The 10,988-nt window shown below is 71.9% G+C and carries 10 protein-coding genes and 1 pseudogene; 9 read left to right on the forward strand and 2 right to left on the reverse strand.

Annotated elements, in window-relative coordinates; genetic code table 11:
- The first annotated feature begins 8 nt into the window (after positions 1 to 8).
- The 9 genes and pseudogenes from mshB to ABZY11_RS23795 form a co-directional block, all read left to right on the forward strand.
- The gene (gene mshB, locus ABZY11_RS23755; RefSeq protein ID WP_356481082.1) at positions 9 to 908 is read left to right on the forward strand and encodes an N-acetyl-1-D-myo-inositol-2-amino-2-deoxy-alpha-D-glucopyranoside deacetylase; all 900 of its coding nucleotides are present in this window, start codon (positions 9 to 11) and stop codon (positions 906 to 908) included.
- Positions 905 to 1,351 carry a DUF6113 family protein gene (locus ABZY11_RS23760; RefSeq protein ID WP_356481083.1) on the forward strand — a complete coding sequence of 149 codons (447 nt, stop codon included), beginning with the start codon at positions 905 to 907 and terminating at the stop codon, positions 1,349 to 1,351. Before mshB ends, ABZY11_RS23760 begins: the two co-directional genes overlap by 4 nt.
- A 175-nt stretch (positions 1,352 to 1,526) precedes the next feature.
- Complete coding sequence (locus ABZY11_RS23765; RefSeq protein ID WP_356481084.1) at positions 1,527 to 3,608, forward strand: hypothetical protein; 2,082 nt, start codon at positions 1,527 to 1,529, stop codon at positions 3,606 to 3,608.
- 182 nt (positions 3,609 to 3,790) lie between these two features.
- Positions 3,791 to 4,729, forward strand: a complete 939-nt coding sequence (locus tag ABZY11_RS23770) for an ABC transporter ATP-binding protein (protein ID WP_356481085.1) — start codon at positions 3,791 to 3,793, stop codon at positions 4,727 to 4,729.
- On the forward strand, positions 4,723 to 5,478 hold the full coding sequence (locus ABZY11_RS23775; protein WP_356481086.1) for an ABC transporter permease: 756 nt from the start codon (positions 4,723 to 4,725) through the stop codon (positions 5,476 to 5,478). The genes ABZY11_RS23770 and ABZY11_RS23775 overlap by 7 nt, the downstream gene beginning before the upstream one ends.
- Positions 5,475 to 6,659, forward strand: a complete 1,185-nt coding sequence (locus ABZY11_RS23780) for a sensor histidine kinase (RefSeq protein ID WP_356481087.1) — start codon at positions 5,475 to 5,477, stop codon at positions 6,657 to 6,659. Before ABZY11_RS23775 ends, ABZY11_RS23780 begins: the two co-directional genes overlap by 4 nt.
- Positions 6,656 to 7,267, forward strand: coding sequence for a response regulator transcription factor (locus ABZY11_RS23785; protein ID WP_356481088.1), 612 nt, complete (start codon positions 6,656 to 6,658; stop codon positions 7,265 to 7,267). Before ABZY11_RS23780 ends, ABZY11_RS23785 begins: the two co-directional genes overlap by 4 nt.
- A gap of 149 nt (positions 7,268 to 7,416) precedes the next feature.
- Positions 7,417 to 7,971 (forward strand): DUF3558 family protein, encoded by a 555-nt coding sequence (locus ABZY11_RS23790; RefSeq protein ID WP_356481089.1) that lies wholly within the window; start codon positions 7,417 to 7,419, stop codon positions 7,969 to 7,971.
- A gap of 98 nt (positions 7,972 to 8,069) precedes the next feature.
- A pseudogene (locus tag ABZY11_RS23795) lies at positions 8,070 to 8,189 on the forward strand (DUF397 domain-containing protein); the annotation flags it as partial.
- Positions 8,190 to 8,350: 161 nt separating this feature from the next.
- On the opposite strand, the gene ABZY11_RS23800 reads toward ABZY11_RS23795, so the two are convergent.
- Entirely contained in the window at positions 8,351 to 9,844 is a 1,494-nt protein-coding gene (locus ABZY11_RS23800; protein WP_356481090.1) for a VCBS repeat-containing protein, read from the reverse strand.
- A gap of 122 nt (positions 9,845 to 9,966) precedes the next feature.
- Positions 9,967 to 10,686, reverse strand: a complete 720-nt coding sequence (locus ABZY11_RS23805; protein WP_356481091.1) for a class F sortase — start codon at positions 10,684 to 10,686, stop codon at positions 9,967 to 9,969.
- Positions 10,687 to 10,988: the final 302 nt, after the last annotated feature.

Raw genomic sequence — 10,988 nt, forward strand, 5'->3', positions numbered from 1 at the left:
TGGTCCCCATGACGGACCATCCCGCCCGGCGTCTCCTCCTGGTGCACGCGCACCCCGACGACGAGTCGATCAACAACGGCGCCACCATGGCCAGGTACGCGGCCGAGGGTGCCCAGGTCACCCTGGTGACCTGCACACTCGGCGAGGAGGGCGAGGTCATCCCGCCCTCGCTCGCCCATCTCGCGGCCGACCGGGACGACACCCTGGGCCCGTACCGCCGGGGCGAACTCGCCGCGGCGATGAAGGAGCTGGGGGTCACCGACCACCGGCTCCTCGGCGGCCCCGGCCGCTTCCGCGACTCCGGAATGATGGGCGCCGAGCAGAACCACCGCCCCGGCGCCTTCTGGGCCGCCGACGTGGACGACGCCGCCGGACACCTGGTGGAGGTGATCCGCTCGGTGCGCCCGCAGGTCCTCGTCACCTACGACCCCGACGGCGGCTACGGACACCCCGACCACATCCAGGCGCACCGCGTCGCGATGCGCGCCGCGGACCTCGCCGCCGATCCCGGCTACCGCGCCGGGTCCGGCGCCCCGCACGCCGTCGCCAAGATCTACTGGAACCGGGTGCCGCGCACGGTCGCCGAGGAGGGCTTCGCCCGCCTCCGGGACACGGCGCCGGACGCCTTCCCGGGCATCGCCGCCATCGACGACGTACCGGGCGTGGTCGACGACTCCAGGATCACCGCACAGATCGACGGCTCGGCCCATGCCGCCGCCAAGAGCGCAGCGATGCGGGCCCACGCCACCCAGATCGCCGTGGACGGCCCCTTCTTCGCCCTCTCCAACGACCTCGGCCAGCCCGTCTTCACCACCGAGTACTACGAGTTGGTGCGCGGCGACTCCGGAGCCCCCCGAGGGGCCCGGGAGGACGACCTGTTCGCGGGCGTGGCGGGAGCGGAGCGATGAGCGGCGGCAAGCAGCGCGCACCGCGCCCCGGGTCCCCCTCGGGCGGCGGCGCGGCCACCGGCCTCGCCGCGCCCCTCAACCCCGGGCGGATCGCCGCCCATGCGGGCCTCGCCGTCCTGGGCGCGCTCGTCGGGATCGCCGGGGCGCTCGTCCAAGCCGCTTGGTTCCCCGCCGGATTGCTGCTCGCACTGGTGGCGGCCGCCGGGCTCTTCTGGGGCGGACGCCTGGTCTTCGGTACCCAGCTCGGCGCCCTGGCACCCGCTGCGGGCTGGCTGATTTCGATCGTCGTTCTGCTGGGCGGACGCCCGGAAGGCGACTATGTCTTCGGTGACGAACTCGGCCTCACCCTCTTCATGCTGGGCGGGATGGCCGTCGCTGTGATCTGTGCCACCATGTCGCGGTCGCCCCAACCGGGCGCCGACAGCGGCCGACCTGGCAAGTAATGTGCCACGTCGGATCCCGTAATGCCCCTTGTCCGTTCGGTGGTCGCACAGCCGTTTCCCCCGGTCGCGGGGTGTCCGTCGGCGGCGGCCAGTATGGTGGTTCGCGCGCCGAGCCGTCCCCTGGCCTGCGGCATGGGGGAAGTACGGGCGGCGGAGCCAATCGGGAGAACCTGCTTTGAGTCGTGAAACTGACAGTTCGTCCTCCGGGCCCCAGGGGCGCGGAGGAGCCGCGTACCCCTCGGGGACGCCGCCGTACGGATCCCGCCAGTATCCGTCGCTGCACCCTTCGCAGGATGCCCCGGAGGGGGCCCCGGAGCCTGCGGACCCGTCCCGGTCCGAGGAGCCGAGGACCGAGACGACGCTGACGACGCGCATCCGGATCAACATTCCGGGCTCGCGCCCCATCCCGCCCGTTGTCATGCGTACGCCCATGGGCGACTCCGACAACGCCGACGCCGAGCGCACGGGCAGCATCCCGCGCCCCGGTTCGCCCGCGGCGGACGGTGCGCCGGCCGCGTCCGACGCCGCGCCGGCCGCCGAGGCCCGGACCGATTCCGCGCCCGCGGAACCGGCTGCCGAGAAGCCGGCCAGGGAGAAGGGCGGCAGCGACTGGTTCGCCCCGCGCAAGCCCCCCACGAACACCTCGGTGGCCGCGGGCGGTGCGCCCGTCGGCGGTAAGCCCGCCGGCAGCCCGGCCGGTGGCGGTACGCCCGGTGGCGCCGAAGGCCCCAGGGGGGCCGCGCCCACCCCGCCCCGCGCCGATCTGCCGTACTTCTCGGACGGCCCGCAGCGCACCGGCGATCAGGGTGCACCCCGCCCCGACGACTTCGGCCCCGGTGGGCCCGCGTCCGGCGGCTCGCGCCCCACGCCGAACCTCGGAGTACGCACCCCCGGCCCCGCCGGACCCACCACGGGCCCGGCCACCGGCACTTCGTCCCTGACGCCGAACCTCGGTGGACCGGGCGGCTCCGGCCCCGGCGCCGCCGGCGGCCCGCCGCGGATGTCCGACGACACCGCGGTGCTGACACCGCAGTTCGCGGCCCCGGCCCCCGCCGGTCCCGGCGGCAACGTCTCCGGTGACACGCTCACCAGCGGCATCCCCGTCGTTCCGCCGGAGCACCGGTCGCCGTCCCTGTTCCCGGGCGGCCCCGGTCCCGGCGCGTCGGCGGGCGGGCACCCCGATCCGGCGTCCCGTGTCCCGGACGACCCGATGGGCACCGGACCGGCGGGCCCCGGCGGCCCCTCCGCCGCGTCGCCCGCACCGGCCCCCCGCCCCGCACCGTCGCCCGCACCCGCGCCCGCGAAGAAGCAGGGCCGCTCCAAGCTGGTCCTCCTCGGCGCCGGTGTCGTCGCGCTGCTCGGTGTCGCGTACGGCGCCGGGCTGCTGATGAACCACTCGGACGTCCCCAAGGGCACCACAGTCCTCGGCGTCGACATCGGCGGCGGCACGAAGGAGGAGGGCGTCGCCAAGCTGGACGCGGCCCTCGGCAAGCGCGCCCTGGCCCCCCTCCAGCTGTCCGTGGACGGCAAGAAGACCCAGCTCGCGCCGGACAAGGCCGGGCTCGCCCTGGACAGCCAGGAAACCGTGCGCTCGGCGGCGGGCAGCGACTACAACCCGGTCTCCGTCATCGGCTCCCTGTTCGGTGGCGAGCGCGCCGTCGACCCGGTGATCCCGGTCGACGAGGAGAAGCTCGGCGTCGCGCTGACGGACCTGGCGGGCGCCTCCGGCTCGGCCAACGACGGCACGATCAGGTTCGAGCCGGGCAAGGCCGTCGCCGTACCCGGGAAGTCCGGCCAGACGCTGGACGTCAACCAGTCGATGACCTCGGTGCGCGACGCGTACCGCGCCCAGGTGCAGACCGGCCGGACGAAGGTCGTCCAACTGCCCGTCACCACCCGCGAACCCACCATCGGCCAGGCCGAACTGGACCGGGCCATGAAGGAGTTCGCGAAGCCCGCGATGTCCGGTCTGGTCACCATCAAGGCGGGTGCCAAGCAGATCCAGTTCGGCCCGGCCAGGTCGCTGCCGCAGATCCTCTCGATGGTCCCGGTCGACGGCCGGCTGGTCGAGCGCTACGACAAGAAGGCCATCGAGACCCTCTGTGACGGCGTCTTCGACGGCATCATGATCACCAAGGGTGACGGCAAGAAGCACCAGCTCAGCGCGGACGACGTGGCACACGCCATGCAGACCGCGCTGCTCGGGAAGACCCCTGCCGAGCGGACCGCCACCATCAGCCTCAACGGCAACGGCTGACCGCCGGCCGCGGCGAACCGCATCCCACGCCCGCCCCCGACCGGACCACCGGCCGGGGGCGGCGCCGTATCCGGAAACTGTCCCCCCGCAGCGGCGTCATACGCACGGCATGACATCTGTCATCCCGTTTCCACGACCGGCGGCCCTGCCGCGGGCACCCCGCCCTCCGCCACGCTGGACGCATGACAACGACAGCCGCCGAGGCCACCGGGGCGAAGACCGCCGCGGTCCGCTTCGATCAGGTCAGCAAGGCATACGGAGCGGTACGCGCCGTCGACGGGCTCACCCTCGACCTGCACCCCGGCCAGACCGTGGCGCTGCTCGGCCCCAACGGTGCCGGGAAGTCCTCCACTCTGGACCTGCTGCTGGGCCTGCGCACCGCCGACTCCGGTTCGGTCCAGGTGTTCGGCACGACCCCGCAGAACGCCATCGCCGCGGGCCGCGTCGGCGCGATGCTGCAGACCGGCGGCCTGATGGAGGACGTCACGGTCAAGGAACTGGTCGGCCTCGCCTGCGATCTGCACCCCAGGCCCTTCCCGGCGGCGGAGGTGCTGTCCCGCGCCGGTATCGCGCAGATCGCCGACCGGATGGTCAACAAGCTCTCCGGCGGCCAGGAACAGCGCGTCCGCTTCGCGCTGGCCACCGCGGGCGCCAATGACCTGATCGTGCTCGACGAGCCGACCACCGGCATGGACGTCACCGCCCGTCAGGCCTTCTGGGCCACCATGCGCGAGCAGGCCGAGCAGGGCCGTACCGTTCTGTTCGCCACCCACTACCTCGAAGAGGCCGACGCGATCGCCGACCGTGTCCTCGTCCTCCACAAGGGCAGGCTGCTCGCCGACGGCACCGCCGCCGAGATCAAGGCGAAGGCCGGGGCCCGCCGGATCTCCTTCGAGCTGGAGGGCCCGGTCGACGAAGCGGCCCTGCGCGGCCTGCCGTTCCTCGCCACGCTCGACCTCACCGGCAACCGGGTCCGGATCCAGTCGCACGACGCCGACGCGACCGTCCACGCCGTCTACGGACTCGGCCTCCACCCGCGCGAGCTCGAAGTCGCGGGACTCGGCCTGGAGCAGGCCTTCGTCGCCATCACCGAGGCCGAGGAGGCCAGGACCGCATGCTGAAATTCTTCTCCTGGGCCCTGATCAGGCTCGAAGTCACCCGCACCCTGCGGAACAAGAAGTTCATGTTCTTCTCGGTCATCTACCCGTCGGTGATCTACCTCCTCATCTCCGGGACCCAGAACACCACCGGCCGCATCCCGCACACCGATCTCACCTTCCAGGCCTTCTTCATGGTCTCGATGGCCTCCTTCGGAGCGCTGACCGCCGTCCTCATGGGCAACAGCGAACGCATCGCCAAGGAGCGCGAGAAGGGCTGGGTCCGCCAGCTGCGGCTGACCGCACTGCCCAGCCGAGGCTACGTCCTGGCGAAGATCGCAAGCGCGGCGATGGTCACGCTGCCCTGCATCGTGGTGGTCTTCCTGGTCGCCGCCGTCGTCAAGCAGGTACGGATGGAGACCTGGCAGTGGTTCGCGCTGGCCGGGGTCATCTGGGCCGGTTCGCTGGTCTTCGCCGCGCTCGGGGTCGCCATCGGCTACCTCGCCAGTGGGGACGCGGTCCGCCCGCTCACCATGATCATCTACTTCGGGCTCTCCATCCTCGGCGGCCTGTGGATGCCCAGCGCGACCTTCCCGCAGTGGCTCCAGAACGTCTCCGAGTGGCTGCCCACACACGCTTACGCTTCTCTCGGCCAGGCGATCGAGATGGGCGGTTCGCCGCACACCGAGGACGTCGCCATCCTCTGCGCCTACTTCCTGGTCTTCGCGGGCGGCGCGGCCTGGCTCTACCGGAAGGACACCCTGAAGGCGTGAACGACGACGAGACGTCCGAGGGCGTCGGAAGCCCGCCCACGAACCGCAGGCAGGTCTGGATCAAGCTGTTCTGGATCGGTATCTGGCTCGCGTTCATGAGCGCCCCGGTCAAGGATCTGGCCGACGGCAACCACACCCGCTGGGCGACGGCGCTCGGCTCGCTCGGCCTGCTGACCTTCGTCGGGGCCTACCTGCTCCTGGTCTTCCGCCACACGGCCAAGCCCCTGGACCGCCGTCTCGTCCACTCCGCGATCGCCTTCCTCGGCATCCTCTCCGTCACCCTCACCCTGACGCTCGGCACCGCGTGGCTGGTCCTCTTCGTGTACGTGGCGGTCTCCGTCGGCGCCACCCTGCCGCTGCGGACGGCCCGTTGGCTCATCCCCGTCGTCACGGCGGTCCTGGTCGTCATCGGCCTGACCGGCGACCACCCCCGCGAGGTCATCACCGCGCTGATCTTTCCGGCGCTGCTCGGCGGGTTCTCGATGACCGGCGTACGGCAGCTGATCCGTACGACGATCGAGCTGCGCGAGGCCCGCGCCACCGTCGCCCAGCTCGCCGCCAACGAGGAACGGCTCAGGCTCGCCCGCGATCTGCACGACCTGCTCGGCCACTCACTCTCCCTGATCACGCTCAAGAGCGAGCTGGCCGGCCGGATGCTCCCCGGCCACCCGGAACAGGCGGCCGCCCAGGTCGCGGACATCGAACAGGTCAGCCGCCAGGCCCTGATCGACGTACGCAGCGCGGTCACCGGCTACCGCCGCCCGACCCTGCCCGGTGAACTCGCGGGCGCCCGCACCGCACTCGCCGCCGCGGGCATCACCGCCGACGTCCCGGCCGAGGCCCCCGACGACCTCCCCGAGAAGCCGGAGGAGGTGCTCGCCTGGGCGCTGCGGGAGGCCGTCACCAACGTCGTGCGCCACAGCGGGGCCCGCCACTGCACGGTCACCCTCGCCCCGCGCCAGACCCTGGACGGCAGGGTCCTCGAACTCACCGTCTCGGACGACGGCGTCGGCCCCTCGGGCACGAAGCCGGGCAACGGCCTCACCGGCATCGGCGAACGCCTCGCCGCGGTCGACGGCACGCTGATGACGTCGGCCGGCAAGGCCGGTTCGGGTTCGGGCAAAGGCTTCACCCTGGCCCTGACCGTTCCGCTCGATTCCGGCCTAGGATCCACGGAATGAGCATGATCAGACTCCTCCTCGCCGAGGACCAGTCCATGGTGCGCGAGGCCCTCGCGGCCCTTCTCGGCCTGGAACCCGACATCGAGGTGGTGGCCCAGGTCGCCCGCGGGGACGAGGCGCTGTCCGCCGCTCACGCGCACGACGTCGACGTGGCGCTCCTGGACATCGAGATGCCGGGCATGACGGGCATCGACGCGGCGGCGGTCCTGCGGCGCGAACTCCCGGCCGTGAAGGTCGTCGTCGTCACCACCTTCGGCCGCCCCGGCTATCTGCGCCGGGCGATGGAATCGGGCGCCGACGCCTTCCTGGTGAAGGACGCCCCCGCCTCCGAACTGGCCGCGGCGGTACGGAAGGTGCTCGCCGGGGAACGCGTCATCGACCCCACGCTCGCGGCAGCGGCCCTCGCAGACGGGGCGAGCCCGCTCACCGACCGCGAACGCGACGTGCTGCGGGTGGCGGCGGACGGCTCCACCAACGCGGAGATCGCGGCCGCCCTCCACCTCTCCCAGGGGACGGTCCGCAACTACCTCTCCATGGCCATCCAGAAACTGGCGGCCCGCAACCGCGCGGAGGCGGTCCGCATCGCGCGGGAGAAGGGCTGGCTGTAGCACTCGGTCACGCGCGGCCCGGCGGCCGGCGTACGGACTGGTCCTGGTGCGGCCTGATCACGCACACCCCGCACAACTCCCTGATGCGGCACCGAAGAAGTCGCTACGGTGGAGCCGTCTCCATGCCGCGAGCGATGAGGAGTGGGTGGATGAGGGGTCGGGAACTGCTGGTCGCCGGCATCGCGTTGATGACCGCGTGCGGCGCACTCACCGCCTGCTCGTCCGACGAGCCGTCGCCGCCTCCGCCACGCCCCTCCGGTATCGCGCAGATCAAACCGTGCGACTTCTTCACCCAGGACGAACTCGACGAGTACGAGCTCCATGACCCCGCGCCGCTCACCCCTCCGGCGGTCGGCTGCATGTGGCAGGGCTCGAAGTTCTTCGAGGACGCGAGCACCGTCCTGGTCCTGACGCTCCAGGACCGGGCCGCCGACAAGGAGTTGGCGGACCTCGGTTCGGCCTCCGGGGCGAGGATCTCCGAGCGGCCGGCCGTCGACGGCCGCCGGGTCTGGCGGGACACGACGCCCGGCAAGGACGTCAAGTGCGGGCTGATCTTCGAGATCGACGGCTCTTCGTCCGCCGAGCTGGAGCTGTCGGAATTCCTGGGTGTCTCCGACGTCGAACCCACCCAGCAGGATCTCTGCAAGGGCCTCGACGAACTCGCCCCACGGGTCGAGGGGAAGCTGCCCGCCGTCCGTACCTGACGCGGGCCGGGCTGTCGGGAAGGATCATGCGCCGGGGGATGCGCTCTCACGCGCGGAACTCCCGGCCCTCATCCGTTCGGCTGCGGAGGTCTACGAGCATGAAGCGCACTGAGCACATCGTTCCGGACGCCTCGGTCCTGCGTGCGTGGCGCAAGTCCAGCCGCAGCGACGCCAGCAGCGGCGACTGCCTCGAAGTGAACGACTCCTGCACCGCGTGCGTCCCCGTCCGCGACAGCAAGAACCCGAATGGTCCGGCCGTCGTCTTTGCCGCCTCGGCGCCTGGACGCCGTTCGTCGCGGTGGTCAAGGGCGGCCGCCTGGTGTGACGGCGTACGTGCGGGGGCCGAGCGGCCCCCGCACGCTTCCAGTCCGTCAGTCCGTCAGTCCGTCAGCGTCTCGCTGAAGCGGGACGGGCCGGTCGGGGCACCGATCGTGGCCGCGCCGAACGAGACGGAACCCTTGGCGACGACGCCGGTGGCGTCCGTACCGAAGATCCACAGGGCGCCCCTGCCGCTGTTCTCCGTCGGGGCGCCGACCACCATCTCCGTGCGGCCCTTGCCGTCGTAGTCGCCCAGCGCGACGGCCTTGCCGAACTGGTCGCCCTCCTCGGCGACCCCCGGAACCCCGGCCGTGTACTGGCCGAACTCCTTGGAACCCGCACCGCTCACGCCCTTGGGGCCGCCCTTGAACACCAGGACCCGGCCGGCGTCGAAGATGCCGTTGATCCGCTCTCTCGGCAGGCCCGTGGCGATGTCGGGGTAGCCGTCGCCGTTCGTGTCGCCCAGTGCCAGGCTGTAGCCCATTTGGTCGTGGAACTCGGCCGTGCCCGAGACGCCTTCGGTGTCCTGGTTGATCCAGACGGGCTTGCGGGCGGTGCTCTGTCCCTTGGGGCCGCCGTATGAGACGAAGAGCGCGCCGCCCTTCTTCACCGGGGTGTCCACCTGCGACCATTCGTCGCCGCGCCCGATCACGATGTCCCCGTGGCCGTCCTTGTCCAGGTCGGCGATGCCCACGGCGGTGCCGCCGACACCGGCGCCGTCCGCGTCCTTGATCTCGACCGGGGCGGCGAAACCGGTGCGGCTGCCCTTCAGCAGGTACGTGTGCTGCTCCCACGGGTCGCCCGGACCGAAGCCGAGGATCACCAGATCGCCCACGCCGTCGCCGGTCACGTCACCGACGGCGATCTCCGAGGTGTCGAGCACGGCGGTGCCGTCCACCGAGAACGAACTGACCCGGCTCCACTGGCCGGTGCGGCCGATCGGACCGTGCAGGACGTGGCCGCCGCGCCGTACGTCGCCCACCGCGATGTCGGTGATGCCGTCACCGTCCACATCGCCCACGTCCAGGTCGCCGGTGGCGTCGCCCTGGTCGCCGGGAACGGGCTTCAGGACCGTGGCGTTCTTCGAAAGGCCGGACGCGCCACCCCAGTTGACGGCCAGCACCGTGCCCCGGTCGCCGTCGGGAATGGTCGCCCAGAGACGGCCGACGAGATCGGCGTAACCGTCGTTGTTCAGGTCGGCGCTGCGCAGGTTCGTACCGTAGCGGGCGTCCCCCGGGTTGTTGATGCCCGAGCGGTCCGGCCAGGTCAGCACCTGCTTGCGGGCGGAGGACAGGCCGCCGGGGCCGCCGAAGAGAACGCTCACGGCACCCGCGCCGCCCTCCGTGTTGCCGAGGGCGGCCATGGGGGCGCCCACGGCGACGTCCGGGTAGCCGTCGCCGTTGAAGTCGTCGTGCAGCCGCTTGCTGCTCGGCGCGCTCGCGGCGGGGGCGGACGACTTCGTGGCGGCCTGGCCGGCGGGTGCCGCGATGGCCCCGGCGACCAGGACGATGCCGGTTGCGATCGCCAGGCGGCGACGGTGGGTGAGAGCAGGCACGGCGGTCAACTCCGTTGTCCGGGATACAGATTGAGGCGGTAGGGACACAGGTTCCGTACCGCCTCGTACGACCGCTCGGTCCGGCGGATGGTTGTAGTACCCCGTCGACCGTGTGCCGGTGATCAGTCCTTCTTGAAGGTGTCGAGGTGGGCGAAGGCCACCACGTTGTCCTGATAGTCCTTGGAGGTCTTGTCGTAGGCACCCCCGCAGGTGATCAGGCGCAGCTGGGCGGAGTTGGTGTCGGCGTAGACCCGGTCGTCCGGAAACTTCGCCTTGCTGAACTGCTCGACGGAGTCGACCTCGAACGTGGCGACGGAGCCGTCCGCGCGGGTGATGTCGACCTTGGAGCCGGGCTTGAGGTACTGGAGCTGGAGGAACACGGCCGGGCCGGTCATCGTGTCGACGTGACCCGCCACGATCGCGGCACCGCGCTCGCCGGGGGTGGCGCCGTCCTTGAACCAGCCGACCAGGTTGCTGTCGTTGGGCGGCGGCGCGTTCAGCTGGCCGGTGGGGCCGATGGACAGGTCGGTGAAGGGTGCGTTGACGCCGATGGCCGGGATGCTCAGCCGCTTGGGGACGGAACGCGACATCGCCGGGCCGACGGCGGCCTTCGACGAGGTGACGGGATCGGGCGCGGCATGGGAGCCGAGGATCTCGGGGACGGCGGACGAGACGGCTGCGGGCGGGGCCGGCGCCTTGTCGTCGACCGGGGTGCCGAAGGAGTTGTAGATGAGGACCACGCCGAGCCCGGCTGTCACGGCGGGCCACATCAGGGCGCGGCCCAGTGTGGTTCGGGGAGCAGTCCGGGTGGGGGTGGAGCCGGTCGACTGCGGGGCGGCCATGGGAAGGTGCCTTTCGATTGTGCGTGTCGAGGAGGAGGGCGGGGGAGGGAGCAGAGAGGAGAGGAGGGGGGAAGAAGGAGAGCAGCGGCGGGGCCCGGTGCGGTGTGGTGCGGTCCAGGGCTTATCCGCGGCTTATCAGGGGGGAAACGCAGCCGCCGCGGCCGCCGCCCCGAGGGGCAGCGGCCGCGACAACGAAACGACCGGCTGGAGGTTCGGCCCGGTCAGGCCATCGCGCCACCCGTCGACCGGCGGCGGCGAGTGCCAGGGCGCGGCGGAGCTTCATGGTGACCTCGGGAGTCCGG

It is taken from the genome of Streptomyces sp. NPDC006510 (assembly GCF_040611955.1).
Classification (GTDB): Bacteria; Actinomycetota; Actinomycetes; order Streptomycetales; family Streptomycetaceae; genus Streptomyces.